The organism is Flavobacterium sp. DW-iso2 (genome assembly GCF_058725285.1).
Window position 1 is genome coordinate 61,331 of the sequence record NZ_JBZXDY010000006.1, and the last position, 18,378, is coordinate 79,708.

18 protein-coding genes are annotated in these 18,378 nt (G+C 34.8%); 7 read left to right on the top strand and 11 right to left on the bottom strand.

What is annotated here, in order from left to right; genetic code table 11:
* Positions 1 to 3: 3 nt before the first annotated feature.
* Entirely contained in the window at positions 4 to 816 is an 813-nt protein-coding gene (locus tag AC4PRO_RS05900; protein WP_492116671.1) for a glycogen/starch synthase, read from the bottom strand.
* Positions 817 to 894: 78 nt separating this feature from the next.
* On the opposite strand from AC4PRO_RS05900, the gene panC reads away from it, so the two are divergent.
* The 6 genes from panC to AC4PRO_RS05930 all read left to right on the top strand — a co-directional run bounded on the left by panC (position 895) and on the right by AC4PRO_RS05930 (position 7,699).
* Positions 895 to 1,773, top strand: a complete 879-nt coding sequence (panC, locus tag AC4PRO_RS05905; RefSeq protein ID WP_492116672.1) for a pantoate--beta-alanine ligase — start codon at positions 895 to 897, stop codon at positions 1,771 to 1,773.
* Positions 1,774 to 1,787: 14 nt separating this feature from the next.
* Positions 1,788 to 2,138 (top strand): aspartate 1-decarboxylase, encoded by a 351-nt coding sequence (gene panD, locus AC4PRO_RS05910; protein WP_074720040.1) that lies wholly within the window; start codon positions 1,788 to 1,790, stop codon positions 2,136 to 2,138.
* Positions 2,139 to 2,328: 190 nt separating this feature from the next.
* The gene (locus tag AC4PRO_RS05915) at positions 2,329 to 3,471 is read left to right on the top strand and encodes an alpha/beta hydrolase (protein WP_492116673.1); all 1,143 of its coding nucleotides are present in this window, start codon (positions 2,329 to 2,331) and stop codon (positions 3,469 to 3,471) included.
* Positions 3,471 to 4,832: a DNA repair protein RadA gene (gene radA, locus AC4PRO_RS05920; protein ID WP_492116674.1), complete on the top strand. Its 1,362-nt coding sequence runs from the start codon at positions 3,471 to 3,473 to the stop codon at positions 4,830 to 4,832. Before AC4PRO_RS05915 ends, radA begins: the two co-directional genes overlap by 1 nt.
* A 287-nt stretch (positions 4,833 to 5,119) precedes the next feature.
* Positions 5,120 to 5,533: a hypothetical protein gene (locus AC4PRO_RS05925; RefSeq protein WP_074720046.1), complete on the top strand. Its 414-nt coding sequence runs from the start codon at positions 5,120 to 5,122 to the stop codon at positions 5,531 to 5,533.
* A 204-nt stretch (positions 5,534 to 5,737) separates the two neighbouring features.
* Positions 5,738 to 7,699 carry a transglycosylase domain-containing protein gene (locus AC4PRO_RS05930; protein WP_492116675.1) on the top strand — a complete coding sequence of 654 codons (1,962 nt, stop codon included), beginning with the start codon at positions 5,738 to 5,740 and terminating at the stop codon, positions 7,697 to 7,699.
* 82 nt (positions 7,700 to 7,781) lie between these two features.
* Here the strand turns inward: AC4PRO_RS05930 and AC4PRO_RS05935 are convergent, their stop codons facing one another.
* The 3 genes from AC4PRO_RS05935 to AC4PRO_RS05945 form a co-directional block, all read right to left on the bottom strand.
* Positions 7,782 to 8,822 (bottom strand): aldo/keto reductase, encoded by a 1,041-nt coding sequence (locus tag AC4PRO_RS05935; protein WP_492116676.1) that lies wholly within the window; start codon positions 8,820 to 8,822, stop codon positions 7,782 to 7,784.
* 158 nt (positions 8,823 to 8,980) lie between these two features.
* The gene (locus AC4PRO_RS05940; RefSeq protein ID WP_074720051.1) at positions 8,981 to 9,922 is read right to left on the bottom strand and encodes an OmpA/MotB family protein; all 942 of its coding nucleotides are present in this window, start codon (positions 9,920 to 9,922) and stop codon (positions 8,981 to 8,983) included.
* A gap of 40 nt (positions 9,923 to 9,962) precedes the next feature.
* The gene (locus AC4PRO_RS05945; protein ID WP_074720054.1) at positions 9,963 to 10,727 is read right to left on the bottom strand and encodes an exodeoxyribonuclease III; all 765 of its coding nucleotides are present in this window, start codon (positions 10,725 to 10,727) and stop codon (positions 9,963 to 9,965) included.
* A gap of 138 nt (positions 10,728 to 10,865) precedes the next feature.
* On the opposite strand from AC4PRO_RS05945, the gene AC4PRO_RS05950 reads away from it, so the two are divergent.
* Positions 10,866 to 12,668, top strand: a complete 1,803-nt coding sequence (locus AC4PRO_RS05950; RefSeq protein WP_492116677.1) for a GNAT family N-acyltransferase — start codon at positions 10,866 to 10,868, stop codon at positions 12,666 to 12,668.
* Between the two features lie 63 nt (positions 12,669 to 12,731).
* Here the strand turns inward: AC4PRO_RS05950 and AC4PRO_RS05955 are convergent, their stop codons facing one another.
* The 7 genes from AC4PRO_RS05955 to AC4PRO_RS05985 all read right to left on the bottom strand — a co-directional run bounded on the left by AC4PRO_RS05955 (position 12,732) and on the right by AC4PRO_RS05985 (position 18,367).
* Positions 12,732 to 13,013, bottom strand: a complete 282-nt coding sequence (locus AC4PRO_RS05955) for a TM2 domain-containing protein (RefSeq protein WP_074720058.1) — start codon at positions 13,011 to 13,013, stop codon at positions 12,732 to 12,734.
* A gap of 31 nt (positions 13,014 to 13,044) precedes the next feature.
* Positions 13,045 to 13,386 (bottom strand): VOC family protein, encoded by a 342-nt coding sequence (locus AC4PRO_RS05960; RefSeq protein WP_492116678.1) that lies wholly within the window; start codon positions 13,384 to 13,386, stop codon positions 13,045 to 13,047.
* Between the two features lie 75 nt (positions 13,387 to 13,461).
* Positions 13,462 to 14,409: a 2-hydroxyacid dehydrogenase gene (locus AC4PRO_RS05965; RefSeq protein WP_492116679.1), complete on the bottom strand. Its 948-nt coding sequence runs from the start codon at positions 14,407 to 14,409 to the stop codon at positions 13,462 to 13,464.
* Positions 14,410 to 14,939: 530 nt separating this feature from the next.
* On the bottom strand, positions 14,940 to 15,716 hold the full coding sequence (gene proC, locus AC4PRO_RS05970; RefSeq protein ID WP_492116680.1) for a pyrroline-5-carboxylate reductase: 777 nt from the start codon (positions 15,714 to 15,716) through the stop codon (positions 14,940 to 14,942).
* Positions 15,717 to 15,801: 85 nt separating this feature from the next.
* Complete coding sequence (mgtE, locus tag AC4PRO_RS05975; protein ID WP_074720060.1) at positions 15,802 to 17,154, bottom strand: magnesium transporter; 1,353 nt, start codon at positions 17,152 to 17,154, stop codon at positions 15,802 to 15,804.
* Positions 17,144 to 17,923 (bottom strand): 16S rRNA (adenine(1518)-N(6)/adenine(1519)-N(6))-dimethyltransferase RsmA, encoded by a 780-nt coding sequence (gene rsmA / locus AC4PRO_RS05980; RefSeq protein WP_074720062.1) that lies wholly within the window; start codon positions 17,921 to 17,923, stop codon positions 17,144 to 17,146. Before rsmA ends, mgtE begins: the two co-directional genes overlap by 11 nt.
* Before the next feature lie 132 nt (positions 17,924 to 18,055).
* Positions 18,056 to 18,367, bottom strand: coding sequence for a DUF4286 family protein (locus tag AC4PRO_RS05985; protein WP_492116681.1), 312 nt, complete (start codon positions 18,365 to 18,367; stop codon positions 18,056 to 18,058).
* Positions 18,368 to 18,378 lie beyond the last annotated feature (11 nt).

An 18,378-nucleotide genomic window follows, 5' to 3' on the forward strand; every position in this document is an offset into this window, starting at 1 on the left:
AGTTTAAATTGATAGAACCTCGTCTTTATAAAAATTGGTATACGCTTCCGCGAACTCGTCTTTAGGGACGAAAGGTAAAAAAGGTTTTCCTGAAGATTCTATAAATTTTGTTAAACTTGGAGACAGACTATCTGAAGCGATAATAACAGCATCAGAATGTTTAATCGTTGCTCTTATAATACTTTCATAATCTGGCGTTTCTAAATCAGCAATAGCATCCAAAGGAACTCCGTCCAGTTTAATTTTCTTAACCATTTCTGCATCTAGAGTACCTTCAAATGACTGACTATAGACAGAAGTAACGATTTTTGTGTCAGAAAATAACGCTTCGTTTTTATAATAATGTTTCATGTAGATTGGCAACATTGCCGCCATCCAGCCATGAACATGAATAATATCAGGAACCCAATTCAGTTTTTTCACTGTCTCAACAACACCTTTTGCAAAGAAAATAGCACGCTCATCATTGTCTGCATACATCTCTCCTTCTTCATCAGCGAATGTTGCTTTCCTTTTAAAATACTCATCATTGTCAATAAAGTACACTTGTATCCTTTCTTTAGGTATACTAGCCACCTTTATTATCAAGGGCATATCCAAGTCATTCACAACTAAATTCATTCCTGAAAGCCTAATTACCTCATGTAACTGATGTCTCCTCTCATTAATATTCCCATATCTAGGCATAAAAATTCTGATTTGCCCACCTTGATCATTAATCATCTTTGGTACGTCATAAGACATTAAAGAGACCTCATTCTCAGCCAGGTAAGGCACCACTTCAGATGATACATATAATATCCTCTTATCTTTCATATTGTAAATTGCTTAATTTATTGGTAATAAAAACCATGCAAAATTACAAAAATTTATGCAGTTATTAACTAATATATTATGTTTGCACTAAATTTAAACAAAACACCCATGCCTATTTTCTATGGAAAAGCAGCTTTAATAGACTATTTAAAATCTATTAAGACCCCAAATTCTACCATTGGTTTTGTTCCTACTATGGGTGCATTACATCAAGGACATCTTTCTTTAATGCAACAATCACTGGCAGAGAATGACAATACCGTGGTTAGCATTTTTGTAAATCCTACACAGTTTAACAATCCCGAGGATTTGTTAAAATACCCAAGAACATTAGACGCAGATATTGAAAAAATAAACAACTTAAATAGTGATATTATTTTATACGCCCCTACCGTAGATGATATTTACGAAGGAAAAGTACTATCGCTTACATTTAATTTTGATGGGCTAGAAAATCAGATGGAAGGAAAATTCAGACCAGGCCACTTTGACGGAGTAGGAACAATCGTGAAACGCCTTTTTGAAATAGTAATGCCTACAAATGCTTATTTTGGAGAAAAAGATTTCCAGCAGTTGCAAATTGTAAAAAAGATGGTTACGAAAAATAACCTTGAAGTAAACGTAATTGGATGCGCCATTTATAGAGAACCTAATGGTCTTGCTATGAGCTCCAGAAACGAACGATTGACAGATCAAGAACGTGCAAATGCGGCTTTAATTTTCACAACTTTAAATCTCGCCAAAGAAAAATTCAAAACAAATAGCGCCACAGCCGTAACGAAATGGGTAGAAAAATCTTTCGACACAAGTACCCCTTTTGAATTAGAATATTTTCAAATTGCAGATGAAACAACACTTAGGCCTTGTTTAAGGAAAAGTAACATTAAAAAATACCGCGCTTTTATCGCGATTACTATCAATAACATAAGATTGATTGACACCATTTCATTAAATTAATTTACTTTTGTAGCATGCAAATTCAAGTATTAAAATCAAAAATTCATCGGGTAAAAGTAACCGGAGCCGATTTAAATTATATCGGGAGTATTACTATTGATGAAACCCTCTTAGAAGCATCAAACATCATTGAAGGCGAGAAAGTTTCCATTGTAAACATTAACAATGGAGAACGATTTGAAACATATGCTATAAAAGGACAGCGTAATTCCGGTGAAATAACTTTAAATGGTCCCGCTGCCAGAAGAGTCCAAAAAGAAGACATCATCATTATTATTTCCTATGCTACCCTCGAATTTGAAGAAGCAAAAACGTTCAAGCCTTGGATTATTTTTCCAAATGAAAACGATAATTCTTTAACCTAAAAATTTATAGCACGCGAGTTTCCTTCAATTTACAACAGTATCTTGAAGGCTCGTTCTATTGTTTGATGCTGCCGAATCAATCTTTTAGCACAAATTTGTTTTAAACATTCTAATTTTTAATTAAAGTAAATAAAGCATTATATTGCTAGTTCATTTAGAATAAAATTAATTATACAAACCGCTCTAAATCATGAAACAGCTATTCCTTTTGCTCTTCGTCACTTTTTCAATGCTTTCTCAAAAAACTTCAGAAGCATTTATTTCTACCAAGTTGGGAGAAACACGCCAAATAACCGTGGGACTACCTTCTACTTATGCCCTTAATCCAACTAAAAAATACCCCTTACTTATTTTACTGGATGGAGAATACTTATTTGATCCTTTTTATGGTGCCCTAGACTACGGCTGCTACTGGGATGACTTACCAGAAACAATAGTCATAGGAATAAGTCAAAGAGACACTCGAATGGAGGATTGCAACTTTAGCAATAATGATGGGTTGCCGTCTGGAAAAGGAGCTGATTTTTTTGAATTTATTGGAGGAGAATTACTTCCTTATATTGAAAAAAAATACCGTATTGCACCTTTTAGAATAATTGCCGGACACGATACAACAGCAGGTTTTTTAAACTTTTTTCTATACAAAGACACCCCTCTTTTTGACGCTTATATCTCGCTAAGTCCAGAATTTGCTCCTGCAATGGAAACCAGAATTTCAGAAAAACTTGCGCAATCAAAAAAAGGTATTTTTTATTATCAATCATCCGCAGATGGCGATATCAAACAGCTTCGCGACCCGATAAAAAACTTAGATACAAACATAAAAACGATTACTAATTCAAATATTGATTATAAATATGATGAGTTTCATAATGCTTCTCATTATTCCCTAGTTCTCTACTCGATTCCTAGTGCATTGTATCAAATTTTTGACTCCTACAAACCCATTTCTTCTTCTGAATTTACAGAAAAAATTGTAACACTTCAAAGTGGGTATGTTGATTATTTAATAAAAAAATATGATTTAATTTCGAATAAACTAGGCCTTGAAATTCCAGTGAGACTAAATGACTTCAAAGCAATTGAAGCTGCGATTCTAAAAAATAATGCTTACAATGAGTTAGATAAATTATCCGAGATTGCAGATAAGAACTATCCGAAATCAATGCTATCCTCTTATCAATTGGGTTTAATGTATGAAAAAATGGGCGACGCCAAAAGAGCTGCTAGTAAATACGAACGAGCCGCACAAATGGAACCAATCGGTAGTTTAACAAAAGACATGATGTACGACAAATACGATAGTATGAAAAGTTTAACACAAAAAAAATAATGTCAAAAGTAAAAACTTCTTTTTTCTGCCAAAATTGTGGCGCCCAATATGCCAAATGGCAAGGGCAGTGTAACTCTTGTAAAGAATGGAATACCATAGCAGAGGAGATTATTCAGAAGCAAGAAAAAGTGGCCTGGAAAAGCGAAACGACTTCAACTAACAAGGCACCGAAGCCTTTAAAAATAAACGAAATTGATTCTACTCAGGAAATCCGTATGGACACTACTGACGCAGAATTGAACCGCGTCTTAGGAGGCGGAATCGTTCCCGGATCCCTAATATTACTTGGTGGCGAACCTGGAATAGGAAAAAGCACACTATTGCTCCAAATATCATTAAAATTACCCTACAAAACTCTATATGTTTCTGGTGAAGAAAGCCAAAAACAGATAAAAATGAGAGCCGAAAGAATCACTACCATAAGTGACAATTGCTACATTCTTACCGAAACTAAAACACAAAATATCTTCAAACAAATTGAAGCGATTGAACCCGAGATTGTAATCATCGATTCGATTCAAACACTTCATACCGATTATATTGAATCTACGGCAGGAAGTATTTCCCAAATACGAGAAACAACCGCCGAGCTAATCAAATTTGCCAAAGAAACAAACATTCCAGTTATTCTAATTGGTCATATTACCAAAGACGGAAACATTGCTGGTCCAAAAATCTTGGAACACATGGTCGATACTGTTTTGCAATTTGAAGGAGATCGCAACCATGTCTACCGTATTTTACGATCGCTGAAAAATCGCTTCGGCTCTACGGCCGAAATAGGAATTTATGAAATGCTAGGAAGCGGATTGCGTGAAGTCTCAAATCCGTCCGAGATCTTAATCTCACATAAAGACGAAGAACTATCTGGTACGGCTATCGCTTCTACCTTGGAAGGTATGCGACCTTTAATGATTGAAATACAGTCCTTAGTCAGCACTGCAGTTTACGGAACACCTCAGCGCAGCACAACTGGTTACAATGCTAAACGACTGAATATGATTCTAGCCGTTCTAGAAAAAAGAGCTGGTTTTAGGCTTGGCGCCAAAGACGTGTTTCTAAACATCACCGGCGGAATTAGCGTAGACGATCCAGCTATCGATTTAGCAGTTGTAGCGGCCATTTTATCTTCTAATGAGGACATACCAGTAAATAAAGATTTTTGTTTTGCTGGAGAAGTTGGTTTGTCAGGCGAAATCCGTCCTGTGAACCGCGTAGATCAACGCATTCAAGAAGCAGAGAAACTGGGATTTTCGACTATTTTCGTATCCAAATACAATAAAATTGCTTTGAAAAATTCTGGTATAAAAATTCAACTTGTGGCAAAAATTGAAGATGTCGCCAGCATGCTGTTTGGGTAAAAAAAATAGTCAAAAATAAAGGCCAAACTAAAACAAAAAAAAACATCATTTATATTGACCTTTAGTTATTTACATGTTAATTTTTATGTTATCCTTAATTTATTTCGTATTTTTATGAAACGAATCTTCCTTTTATTTTAAAGACTCCGCAAGGGTTCGCCTATAATGAAACAAGGGTTCACATCTATCATTCTAAAAGCAATTTTAGATTAGGTATTCAATGTCATTTTCCTTTTTAAAATTAAAATTCTCTACTATAATTAATAACATTATTAAACGTATAAAAGATGAAAAAGCAAACAGGTATTTGGATTGACTCAACAAAAGCAATCATTGTAACTCTTGAAGATGGAAAAGAAGCAGTTAGTGAAATCCTATCTGATCTTGAGAATAGGGTCTATCATGATAAAGAAGGTGATAAAGGAAGCTTTTTTGGCGGTCAACATATCGATTCTCAAAAATCGTTTGACGAAAGAAAGAAGCATCAGATTAACAGCTATTTTAAAGATATTATATCCACTGTCAATGAATCTGACGAGCTTTACATTTTTGGGCCTGCAGAAACCAAGACTAAATTAGAACAAAAAATTAATGGTGAGAAATCAATTATTGCCAGTAAACTTAAATCTGTTGAAACGGCAGATAGCATGACTTCCAATCAGATTATTGCCAAAGTAAAAAAATTCTACAATCAAAAATAACGTCATTTATCTCATAGAATAGGCATTGTTTAAATCATAAAACAACCTATAGTTTCAAAAACTACAATAATTGCTTATTGTAGTTTTTTTTGGCCACAACAAAAAATTAAATCTAATCCCATAATTATTCCAGTTTAAAAAAGAGATTAGCATTTATTCTTTTAAATTTGTTTCTCAATCGATCGCTAAAACAACCTACAATTTATGAAAACCGGAAAACAGAAGATGATTTTACTCCTGAAAGTGATTGTGCTATTACTACTACTACTTGCTATCGGTTTTTTTGTTTTTAGAGATTCTATTTTACAGCAAGCAATTGAAAAAGCTTCGACTAAAATTGAGCAAAAGTACAATAGCAAATTATCCATAAAAAAAGCCTCTTTTGATGGATTTTCAGGAATTAGCCTAACTGAAATTACCTTAGTCCCTAAAAACGCAGACACACTGTTTAACATCCAAAAAATTAAAACAAGTATTAACTTCTGGCATTTGTTGCTGGGCGATGTTCAACTGGGTACTTTGAAAATTAAAAACGGAATGGTTCAACTAGTACAGAAAGGAAATGTGAAAAATTTTGCGGCTTTCCTCAAGAAAGACAATGGAGAATCAACCAACAATGACAAAAGAGATTATGCTGCCTTTGCTTACAGAATTATTTCGAAAGCATTAAATTTGGTTCCAACAGATATGAGCATCGAAAATCTAAAGTTCAAACTGGATGATAACGGAAAAAAAGCGACTATCGACATTAAGAAATTGACACTCTCCGATAAAGAACTTGAAACTTCCATCGACGTCCAAACCAATACTTTTTCTCAGCGTTGGAAAATTAGCGGTTATGCCGATCCACGCAATAAAAAAGCCGACATTAGAATCTTTAACAAAGACACTGGAGCCATCAAAGTACCGTATTTTGATGAACGGTACAATTTAAAATCTAGCTTTGATTCGATTCGGTTAAACATTGAAAATATTGACAAGAGTGGTGGCAAATTACATATTGATGGATTCACATCGATAACCAACTTTAGGATAAACCACCCAAAAATAGCCCGTAAAGATGTTGTAATCAAAAATGCGCGATTTGACTATCGTTTCTTGCTGGGCTCTGATTTCATATCAGTAGACAGCAGTTCCACTATCCAATTAAACCAGTTTAAATTTCGCCCCTATATCTCCTATGATACAGAAACCGATACCATTTATAAACTCAACTTGGTTATTCCTAAAATGAAAGCCCAGGATTTTATTTCCTCTCTCCCTGATGGACTGTTCGCCCATTTTCAAGGAATGCAGGCCGAAGGTACTTTCGATTATAAACTGGATTTTAAGTTCAATAAAAACAAACCTGAAGAATTAGTTTTTGATAGCAATTTACGAAAGGAAAATTTAAAAATAACAAAATACGGAGAAGCAAATCTAACTAAACTGAACGGTGAGTTTGTGTACAGAGCAATTATAAAAGACGTGCTCCAACGTCCAATTTTAGTAGGCTCGTCTAACCCAAATTACACACCGATAGATCAAATATCTCCTTACTTAAGAAAATGCGTTTTAACGACAGAAGACCCTTCTTTCTTCTCACATCATGGATTTATAAATGAAGCATTCAAACAATCTATTGCCAAAAATATAAAAACCAAAAAATTCACACGTGGTGCCAGTACCATCAGCATGCAATTGATAAAAAATGTTTTCCTTACACGTGAAAAAACGGTGTCCCGAAAGCTGGAAGAAATTTTATTAGTTTACATTCTGGAAAATAACCGCGTTACAAGCAAAGAGCGCATGCTTGAAGTATATTTTAATATTATTGAATGGGGACCTAATGTATATGGAATAGGTGAAGCAAGTCACTTCTATTTCCAGAAAAGCCCTTCTCAATTAACTTTCAACGAGTGTTTGTTTCTCGCTCGAATTATACCAAGTCCAAGAAAATTTATGTATCAGTTTAATGACCAGGGCAAGCTGAGAGATTTTGCGGCTAAACAGGAATCCTTTTTGACGAATATAATGACGAGGAGAGGATTACTCAATATTAATGATACGATTTACAAATCACAACCGCTACTTATTTCAGGTGCTGCAAAATCATATCTCCGACTAAAAGTACAAGACTCAATTCCCATTGATTCCCTGTCAGTTATTGAAGAGTTTGAGTTTTAAAGTTTAATTCCTTTAAAACTCAAAAGCCCGATAAGTGTTTCTACTTATCAGGCTTTTAAAATGATTACTTCATTATGACTCATTACGGTGCCGGATCAGGAATTATAGCCTGAACTTCGTCAATTGCCTTTAGTATTTCATCAGACAACGATACTTGAATGGTATCTATATTTTCTTTGAGTTGCTCCATTGTTGTAGCCCCAATAATCGTACTAGTCACAAAAGGCTGTTGTTCTATAAAAGCCAACGACAATTCCGTTAAGCTTAACCCATTTTTATGAGCAATTTCCTGATATAGTCTTGTAGCTTCGGTACATTGAGCGCTATTGTATCTTGAAAATTGAGGAAACAAATTAATCCTTGCGTTAGGATGTTTTTCTCCACTGAGGAATTTTCCCGATAAGATTCCAAAAGCCATTGGAGAATAAGCTAACAAACCTACATTTTCTCTCAAGCTTATTTCGGCAGAACCGCTTTCAAATAGCCTATTCAATAAAGAATAAGGATTTTGAACTGTTTTTATTATCGGCAAATTATGATGCTTGCTTTCTTCTAGAAAACGCATAATTCCCCATGGCGTTTCGTTAGAAAGTCCGATATGTTTAATCTTCCCTTCCTTTATAAAATCTCCCAAAGTATCCAAAACAGCATGGATATTATCTTCCCAAGCATCATCCTCTTGGACTTTAAAACCTCTTTGTCCAAAAAAATTGGTTTTTCGCTCCGGCCAGTGCAATTGATACAAATCTATATAATCCGTTTGAAGGCGCTGCAAACTATTATCTAAAGCATATTTTATACTTGTAGGCGAAAAGTCATTCTTATCGCGCATGTAGGTAAAATTAGGGTTGGGACCTGCAATTTTAGAAGCTAAGACAACTTCTTCTCTTCTTCCAGATTTTTTGAACCAAGTTCCAAGAATTTTTTCAGTACTCCCGTAGGTTTCCTCCCTTGCTGGAACAGAATACATCTCAGCTGTATCAAAAAAATTAACTCCTTTTTCAAGTGCATAATTCATTTGTTCATGTCCTTCTGTCTCTGTATTTTGCTGACCAAAAGTCATGGTACCTAAACATATTTTACTAACTTTTATTTCAGTATTGGGTAGGCTTGTATATTTCATTTATTTGATTAAAATTAAAAGCATGGAGATACAAATGTACCTTTTATTGACAGTTCATAGTATAGCGTTAACAGATTTTTTAGAAACGTTCACCATATTAAATACAAAAAGGTTCAGCGGCTTATGGCTGAACCTTTTTGTATTAAAAACAGTATAATTTAGTTTATTTCATTCAACATTTCAGCGATTTCATCTAATCTTGGCGTTAAGATAATCTCAATTCTTCTATTTTTTGCTTTTCCTTCTGCTGTTGCATTACTAGCTAATGGAGAGAATTCACCACGTCCTGCAGCAGTTAAGTTTTGCTTATTAATATTTTTGTTTTCGCCTAAAATTGCAACTATAGCAGTAGCTCTTTTAGTGGATAAATCCCAATTATTAGCAATTGGTCCAGAACTAGAAAAACCATCATCATCAGTATGACCTTCAATCAATACTGAAATATCTGGATTATCTCCTAACACTTTCCCTAACTCTACTACCGCTTTCTTTCCCTCAGAACCTACAGCCCAACTACCAGAGTTGAACAGTAGTTTATTTTCCATGGACACATATACTTTCCCATTTTTTTGCTCCACCGTTAAACCTTTCCCTTCAAAACTATTTAAAGCATTAGAAAGCGTTTCTTTCAGTTTTTTCATCGTCGCTTCTTTGGCAGCAATCAACGATTCCAATTCCTGAAGTCTTTGAGCACTTTTATTCAGTCGCTCTTGTTCTATTGCCAAAGCCTTTCCTTTAGCATCTAATTGCGAAAGCAAATCACGATTCTTGCTCATATTAATTTGCAACGCTTCATTGCTATTTTTCTCCAATGCTTTGTACGATTCTTGCATCACGTCCATTTTATTACTTAAAGCACCATAATCAGCCAACCATTTATCACGATCTGACTTTAATTTACTGAAATCTGTTTTTAATGCGTCCTGCTCCAGTTCTAATTGATTCTTGGCTTTCAAAAGACCCGCATTTTCATCGGCTAAAACTCGATTTTCTTTCTTTAAATCGGTAAACTTATTTTCTAAATCGTTGTAAATTTTCTTGGATACGCAAGAAGTCGAAAGCGCTACAATTAACAATCCTAGTGAAATTCTTTTTATCATTTTTTATACTTTAAAATTTATTTTCTTTTTTATTATAAATCTAACTTATCTCTACCAAAACGGGACAATGATCCGAATGTTTTGCTTCGGGCAAAATTAATGCCCGTTTTATTCTTTCCCTCAAAGGCTCACTCACTAAACAATAATCAATACGCCACCCCTTATTGTTGAGTCTAGCAGTAGGAACTCGAACGGTCCACCAAGTATAGTTGTCTGGTTCTTTATTTAAAAAACGAAAACTATCAACGAATCCATTATTCAGAAATGTGTCAAGCCAAGCTCTTTCTTCAGGTAAAAATCCAGATACTTTTTTATTTCGAACTGGGTCATGGATATCAATGGCTTCGTGACATATGTTATAATCACCACAAATTACCAGATTAGGAATCTCTTTCTTTAAATCTGTAATATAATTTTGAAAATCATCCATAAACATAAATTTATGGTCTAATCTTTCACTATTTGTCCCTGAAGGCAGATACAAACTCATCACTGATAACTCATCGAAGTCTACGCGGATATTCCTTCCTTCAAAATCCATATGCTCAATTCCCGTTCCAAATACGACATTGTTTGGTTTGACTTTTGATAAAATAGCCACTCCACTATATCCTTTTTTTGTAGCCGGAAACCAATAATGGTAGGGATATCCCGCTAGTTCAAAATCCAATAATGGAAGCTGTTCTGGAGAAGCCTTAATTTCCTGAAGACAAATAACATCCGGATTTGCCTGTTGTAACCAATCAATGAATCCTTTAGAAATTGCAGAACGAATTCCATTAACATTATAAGAAATAATCTTCATTTTACTATAATTTTGAATTTCAAAAGTACTAAAAAATAAAAATCAAACACTCGAAAAAACAAGAAAATGCAATGGTATTATAGCTTAATCATAGACTTTTTGTTTATCTTTGTTTTTCCCTCAAAAAATAATACATAAATGGGTTTAGTTACCGCAAAAGAAGTTGCAAAAGCAATAAATGCTGAAAAATATGGAATTCTGGGAACTTTTTCCGGTTGGCTTTTAATGAAAGCATTAAAAATATCTAAGCTTAATGAATTTTATGATGGCAATAAGCATTTAAAAGATGTTGATTTCTTAAATGCCATATTAGACGACTTACAAATAAAATTTGAAATCCCGGAAGATGATTTTAAAAGACTACCAAAAGAAGGCGCTTATATAACCATTTCCAATCATCCCTTAGGTGGTATAGATGGTGTTTTGTTGTTGAAATTAATGCTCGATAGAGAACCTAATTTCAAAATAATCGCAAACTTCTTATTACATAGAATTGAGCCTCTCAAAAAATACATCATGCCAGTTAATCCTTTTGAAAATCATAAGGATGCTAAATCAAGTGTGATAGGAATCAAGGAAACTTTGCGTCATTTAAGTGATGGAAAACCACTTGGAATGTTTCCAGCTGGAGAAGTTTCCAGTTATAAAGATGGAAAACTTATGGTCGACAAACCATGGGAAGAAGGAGCTATTAAAGTAATCCGTAAAGCGCAAGTTCCTGTTGTGCCTATTTACTTTCACGCTAAAAATAGTTGGTTGTTTTATTTCCTTTCTAAAATTAGCGGAACCTTTCGCACTGCAAAATTACCTTCAGAAGTTTTCAGTCAGAAGCATCGGGTCATAAAAGTCAGAATAGGGAAACCGATTTCTGTGGCAGAACAAAACGAATACAAGACAACGGAGCTTTATTCTGAATTCTTGAGAAGGAAAACCTATATGCTGGCCAATCCTTACGAGAAAGAGAGTAAGTTATTGACGACACCAAATTTAAAAATCCCCCGCAGCCCTAAAGAAATAGTAACTCCTGCAAATGGAGAAAAAATTATTTCAGAAGTTGATGCGTTACGAGACACGGATTGCAGACTCTTACAAAGTAAAAACTACGAAGTCTTTTTTGCTGAAGCAAATACAATTCCAAACATCCTTCATGAAATAGGACGCTTGCGCGAAATTACTTTTAGAGAAGTGGGCGAAGGAACAAACGAGTCTATTGATTTAGACAAATTTGATCAATACTACCATCATCTTTTCTTATGGGATGATGATGCAAAGAAAATTGCAGGAGCTTATAGAATGGGACTAGGTTCAGAAATTTACCCGAAATACGGAATAGAAGGTTTTTATTTGAATGAACTTTTTCGTTTTGAGCCAGAACTTCACGACATGATGAACAAATCTATAGAAATGGGTCGCGCATTTATCATCAAAGAATACCAGCAAAAACCGATGCCACTTTTCTTGCTCTGGAAAGGAATCATTCATACCACTTTACGTTTTCCGGAACATAAATTCCTTCTTGGAGGCGTAAGTATCAGTAATCAATTCTCTGATTTTTCAAAATCTTTGATGATTGAATTTATGAAATCAAATTATTATGATCCTTATATTGCACAGTATATCCATCCGAAAAAGGCTTACAAAGTAAAACTAAAAGATGCTGATAAAGATTTTATTTTTAATGAAACAGAAGCTGATTTAAATAAATTTGACAAAATTATTGACGAACTCGAACCAGGAGTTTTGCGTTTACCAGTGTTAATTAAAAAATACATCAAACAAAATGCAAAAGTGGTTGCTTTTAATGTTGATCCATTGTTTAACAATGCTGTCGATGGCTTGATGTACATTAGAATCGCAGATATTCCAGAAAGCACAATGAAACCAGTTATGGAAGAATTTCAGGCTGAACTGGAAAGAAAATTAGCTGACAAGGAAGATTAGTCAGGTATAATAACGCTCAATTAAACATAAAAAAGTCTCGACAATGTCGAGACTTTTTTATGTTTAGAACCATCCTTTTTTATTTACCTGATATGTTTGATAGAACTCTTCGTCTGACTTAGTCAAATAAACTATTCCCTCAATAATCCCTAATAAAGTCGTCACGGAACCACATGTAACAAGACTAATCACAAGCCATATTATCCCTTCCGTCGTGTACCCTAAAAGAAATTTATGAATCCCAAAAGGCGCCAGAAGAATTGCTAATAAACCGGCTGCTATTTTTTTATTATCTTCATGAACCGGTTGTGGAGCATTCCAAGATTCATGTTTTGCATTTTCCATAATAGTTGATTATTTGATTGATTTTGAAAGATTAAATATATAATTTTTTATTTAAAACATCATCAATTGGCTCCCAAAGTTCAATTTTATTTCCTTCAGGATCCAAAACCCAACCAAATTTACCGTAATCAAAGCGCTCCATTTCTCCTACAATAGTGACTCCTTCTTCTTTTAATTGTAGCAACAACATCTCTAAATTATGTACTCTGAAATTCTGCATGAATTGTTTCTCACTGGGCTCAAAATAAGTCGTATCCTCAGCAAATGGCGACCATTGCCTAGACCAATCATTCCCATTACTATCTTTCCACCAAAAAGTAGAACCATAGCCGTCTGTTCTTAATCCTACGTGTTTCCCATACCAAGCAACCAATTCTTTAGAATTTTTTGATTTAAAAAACAACCCTCCTATTCCCGTAACTCGTTTTTCATCGACTACAACTTTGTCTTAACCAAGATACTTTGACTTAATCTTATCTATAATTACTTGAGACAATCGTTCGTGACTCTCAAAAGTCCATCCCGCGACATGAGGTGTTAATATAACGTTATCTGCTTTTAATAAGTATTGAAACGCTTCAGGTGTATTATTATCTTGAAAAAGAGTTTCGAAAGATAATTTCTCATACTCCAACACATCTAGTCCTGCCCCCAAAATTTTTCCTGCAGACATAGCAGCTGCCAAATCTGCGGTAACTATGTTCTTACCCCTAGAAGTGTTAAAAATCCAGAAAGGCTTCGCAAAAGCAGTGATAAAAGCAGTATCAACCATCTTATTGGTTTCCGGTGTCCATGGAATATGTAAACTCAATACATCTGTCTTTCGCTGTAATTCTTCCAAGGAAACCTGCTTTGCATTGGCATCGCCAACATTTCCTAGAATATCATAGCACAACACTTCTACTTCAAAACCACGGAGTTTTTTGGCAAATGATTTCCCCATATTACCATAACCGATGATCCCTATAGTTTTACCGTCTAATTCATGACCTCTATTGCTTTCCCTGTTCCAATGTCCTGCTCGAATTTCCCTATCCGCTTTATTCAAATTATTGAAAAGCGACAGAATCATTCCTAAAGTATGCTCAGCAACCGCATTTCTATTCCCTTCGGGAGCGGCAATGAGCGTTATGTTTTTTGATATTGCATACTCGCAATCGATACTTTCCAGACCGGCACCTACACGGGCTATAAACTGCAAATTAGTGGCTTTGTCTAAAAAGGATTTATCAATTTTAAAACGGCTACGAATTACAACGCCTTGGTAAGACTGTATTTTCTCCTCGATTTCCTCTTTTGAAGAAGTAAAATCTTCGTGATTTTCAAAACCTAGTTCTTCTAGTTGCCTCATTAAAATGGGATTGTTGCTATCTATATGAAGAATTTTAATATCCATGAAAATAATTTCTAAGTTAGAAATCAAAATTAATAAAAAATTACGGTTTATAGTTTTAAGAACTCAATAGATTCCAATTTACTAAAAATAAAAAAAACCATTTCTAAATTTATATAATTTAGAAATGGTTTTCCACCTAATACCATCCATATTGGATACTATTCTAAGTACATTCTTTTAAAACACCCTATTAATCGTTTAAAATGGAGAGGCTTTTTGTCCTCCATATAAAAAATCAGAAATTCTCTCGTAAAGATTGTAAAGTAATTTTTTCATCATAATGAATTTTAATTGTTAATATTCAATTATACCATTAGATAGAAAAGTAAGTGTAGATCAATAAGGCTATCACAAATTTACGTTTAATTATACCTCAAATAATACGCTTCAGCTGTTTTTCGATGAATTACACTTTTAATCCGATGAACTACTTGCTTTAGTTTGTTTTACACATCATATCACTCATAAAAATCTAGTATTGAGGCACTTAAAAATAATATATGTAAAATTTGCATTACACAAATTTAAAATTAACCTTTTATTTGATTCAAAGAAGTTTTGATTCCTCGTATCAATGAGGAACTAAATCCATGCATTTCCATTTCGTTAAGTCCGGCAATAGTACAACCCTTTGGAGTTGTTACTCGATCTATTAATTGTTCTGGATGCACTTGTTCTTCCATAAGCATTTCCGCAGCCCCTTTGACGGTTTGAGCTGAAATGGCCAAAGCTGTTTTCCAATCAAATCCTATTTCGATACCAGCCTGCATTGATGCTCTAATATAACGCAACGCAAAAGCAGTTCCGCTTGCGGCCAAAACAGTAGCGGCGTCCATTAATTTTTCATCAATAACTGGAGCTGTACCAAGATTCTTAAATAAAGTAATAACAGCCTGAGCTTGCGATTTATTATTTTCATTGAATGAAATACAGGTCGCAGACTCTCCAAATTGTGCCGCAATATTAGGCATGATTCGGATAGCCTGGTTGTTGTCCCCTATTTTACCTTGAAGCGCTTCTATGGACAAGCCACTCACTGCAGAAGCAATAGTTTTATTCGTGATTTTTGGTAGTATATCAGCCAAAACAACATCTACTTGATAAGGCTTTATCGTAAGAATAATTACGTCGGCGTCTTCAATGTTATGTGTATTGTCTGAAGAAACTGTTATTCCAGAATCTTCGAGATAAGCAATACTAGCCGTATTTCTTCTGGTGACGGTAACCGTATTATTTTTCGAAAATTTAGATATCCCAACTGCAATCGAAGTTCCAAGGTTTCCCCCTCCTATTATATGTATTTTCATTTTTATTTTTGGTTTTTTGATTAATTTAGTCAATAATTTAGCTATCAAAAACAAGCTGTTTTCTTTAGAATTCTATATCCTGGAATTAAAAGCCTAAAATAATTCTTGCAATTGAGAAATAGATAAGAATACCACAAATATCATTACTAGTAGTGATAAAAGGCCCTGTCGCCAAGGCGGGGTCAATCCCAAATTTATCCAACAATAATGGCACAAATGTTCCAATAAGTGACGCAATTATAATCACCGAAACTAAGGCCGTGGTGACAATTACCCCAATCACAATTTTTACATCCAAAAGATAATGACTCCCTACAAACAATATAACTGCTAGAATTACCCCATTAAGTAAACTAAGAGATACTTCTTTCATCAATCGACTAAATAAGGACCCACTCAAAGTGTTGTTTGCCAAACCTTGCACAATTATCGCTGATGATTGCACTCCGACATTTCCTGCCATTGCAGCAATTAGCGGAGTAAAAAAGAATAATTCTCCATGCTTTAACATAGCGCCTTCAAATAACCCAAGCACTTTTACAGAAATAAAACCTCCTAGCAACGCTAAAACCAACCACGGCAAACGCGCTTTAGTATGCTCTAAAATACTATCATCTGCTTCTACATCCTTAGAGATACCCGCCGCTAACTGGTAATCCTGATCTGCTTCATCCCTAATGACGTCAATAATGTCATCAATGGTGATTCGCCCTACTAAACGACCCATTTCATCCACAACAGGAATAGCTTCTAAATCATATTTTTGCATAATTCGGGCCACCTCAACATCTTCAGTATCTACGTTAACGTAATTTAATTTCCGGATGTAAATATCATTGATATTTGTTTTTGTCGACGTAGTCAATAAATCCTTTAATGAAAGCCTTCCTTTCAATCTATTTTCATCATCGACCACATAGATAGAATGCACGCGAGAAACATTTTCTGCCTGAACGCGCATTTCTTTGACACATGTCAGGACATTCCAGTTTTCGTTCACTTTCACCAGCTCTTTCCCCATCAATCCCCCAGCAGAGTTCTCATCGTAACGCAACAAATCAACAATGTCTTTTGCATGCTCAACATCATTCAATTCAGAGATTACTTCGGCTTTTAAGTCCTGCGAAAGCTCGGCGATAATATCGGCTGCATCATTCGTATCTAGCTCATCTAATTCTTCTGCAATCTCTTTTGCCGAAAGGCGACTTAATATATTTTCACGCAAATCATCTTCTAGTTCAAGAAGAATTTCTGCCGTCTTATCACTATCTAATACCTTAAAAATATAGGTTGCCTCATCAAAATCAAGCTCATCCAGAATCTCTGCAATATCGGCATGGTGCATGTCATTCAATAAGGCTTCAAGTTCCTTATCGTTTTTATTGACAATGTGTTGCTCTAATTCGAGTATTAAGTTTTTGCTGATTTTAAATTCCATCCGCTTCTATTTTTTGGGTAAGTTCAATAAATTGCGCTACGTCTAACTGTTCTGGGCGAAGATCAAAGATTGGGTCCTCTCTTAAACTATCAGATAAGTTCATCGTTTTCAAACTGTTTCTCATGGTTTTACGACGTTGTTGAAATGCCGTTTTAACTACCGTAAAAAATAATTTCTCCCCGCAAGGCAAACTATAATCTTTTTTTCTGCGCAAACGCAAAACACCTGATTTTACTTTTGGTGGCGGAATAAAAACATTTTCATCTACCGTAAATAAATATTCTGCATCATAAAAAGCTTGCACTAAAACAGACAGAATTCCGTATGCTTTAGTTCCTTTCTTTTCACAAATGCGTTGTGCCACTTCTTTTTGAAACATACCCGCAAATTCAGGTATCTGATCGCGATATTCTAATGTTCGAAAAACAATTTGTGTCGAAATATTATAGGGGAAATTCCCGATAATAGCGAACTGCTTCCCTTCAAAAATTTCGTTTATATTGTATCTCAAAAAATCTTTTGAGATAATCTTATCCTTCAATTTTGGATAATTTTCATCCAAATAAGTCACAGATTCTGTATCGATTTCAATTACATAAGTCGTAACTGGCTTTTCTAACAAATACTTAGTTAAAACACCCATTCCCGGCCCAATCTCTAATATATCATCATACCCTTCCAAGTTCAACGTGTCAGCAATATCCTTAGCGATGCTTTCATCCTTTAAGAAGTGCTGTCCGAGATGTTTTTTGGCTTTTACTTTTTCCATTTTCTTTTGTTTTACCACACAGGCACTAAAGCACTAAGTGTAATTTTTATTGTAACCTACTTTTAGCGACTATGCAAAAGCAGGTTCCCGACTATTGCCTGAATACTTAAAACTGAATACTGACCACTCCATTTAGTGTTCAGAAATCACTTCCAACTCTGTTCTAAAGGCAAGCATTTTTTCTCCAAACAGCTTTGCTCCTTCCTCGCGGAATCTTGGCGCATCTTCCTGATAGTATTTCTCTAATGTCTCCCTACTATCGGTTGTATATTGAGCCGAATAAGTTACACCGCCCATTTCTTCTTCTATCAATACGCGAACTAATCTGGCGGCAGTAAATTTACCTGTAGCTAGAATTTCAGGAATGTGTTTGTGTTGCATCCATATGATCCATTGGTCATGAACGCTTTCATGTATGTTTGTGGTAACGTTGTATATTATCATTTTAGATTTAG

Bases quoted from the DNA above. Each gene is read 5' to 3' on its own strand.
- AC4PRO_RS05915 (WP_492116673.1), top strand. From the start codon at position 2,329: ATGAAACAGCTATTCCTTTTGCTCTTCGTCACTTTTTCAATGCTTTCT.
- AC4PRO_RS05940 (WP_074720051.1), bottom strand. From the start codon at position 9,922: ATGATAAAAAGAATTTCACTAGGATTGTTAATTGTAGCGCTTTCGACT.
- rsmA (WP_074720062.1), bottom strand. From the start codon at position 17,923: ATGGAAAAAGTAAAAGCCAAAAAACATCTCGGACAGCACTTCTTAAAG.
- panC (WP_492116672.1), top strand. From the start codon at position 895: ATGTTTGCACTAAATTTAAACAAAACACCCATGCCTATTTTCTATGGA.
- mgtE (WP_074720060.1), bottom strand. From the start codon at position 17,154: ATGGAATTTAAAATCAGCAAAAACTTAATACTCGAATTAGAGCAACAC.
- AC4PRO_RS05955 (WP_074720058.1), bottom strand. From the start codon at position 13,013: ATGGAAAATGCAAAACATGAATCTTGGAATGCTCCACAACCGGTTCAT.
- AC4PRO_RS05965 (WP_492116679.1), bottom strand. From the start codon at position 14,409: ATGGATATTAAAATTCTTCATATAGATAGCAACAATCCCATTTTAATG.
- AC4PRO_RS05945 (WP_074720054.1), bottom strand. From the start codon at position 10,727: ATGAAGATTATTTCTTATAATGTTAATGGAATTCGTTCTGCAATTTCT.
- AC4PRO_RS05935 (WP_492116676.1), bottom strand. From the start codon at position 8,822: ATGAAATATACAAGCCTACCCAATACTGAAATAAAAGTTAGTAAAATA.
- AC4PRO_RS05950 (WP_492116677.1), top strand. From the start codon at position 10,866: ATGGGTTTAGTTACCGCAAAAGAAGTTGCAAAAGCAATAAATGCTGAA.
- AC4PRO_RS05900 (WP_492116671.1), bottom strand. From the start codon at position 816: ATGAAAGATAAGAGGATATTATATGTATCATCTGAAGTGGTGCCTTAC.
- proC (WP_492116680.1), bottom strand. From the start codon at position 15,716: ATGAAAATACATATAATAGGAGGGGGAAACCTTGGAACTTCGATTGCA.
- AC4PRO_RS05985 (WP_492116681.1), bottom strand. From the start codon at position 18,367: ATGATAATATACAACGTTACCACAAACATACATGAAAGCGTTCATGAC.
- AC4PRO_RS05925 (WP_074720046.1), top strand. From the start codon at position 5,120: ATGAAAAAGCAAACAGGTATTTGGATTGACTCAACAAAAGCAATCATT.
- radA (WP_492116674.1), top strand. From the start codon at position 3,471: ATGTCAAAAGTAAAAACTTCTTTTTTCTGCCAAAATTGTGGCGCCCAA.
- AC4PRO_RS05930 (WP_492116675.1), top strand. From the start codon at position 5,738: ATGAAAACCGGAAAACAGAAGATGATTTTACTCCTGAAAGTGATTGTG.
- panD (WP_074720040.1), top strand. From the start codon at position 1,788: ATGCAAATTCAAGTATTAAAATCAAAAATTCATCGGGTAAAAGTAACC.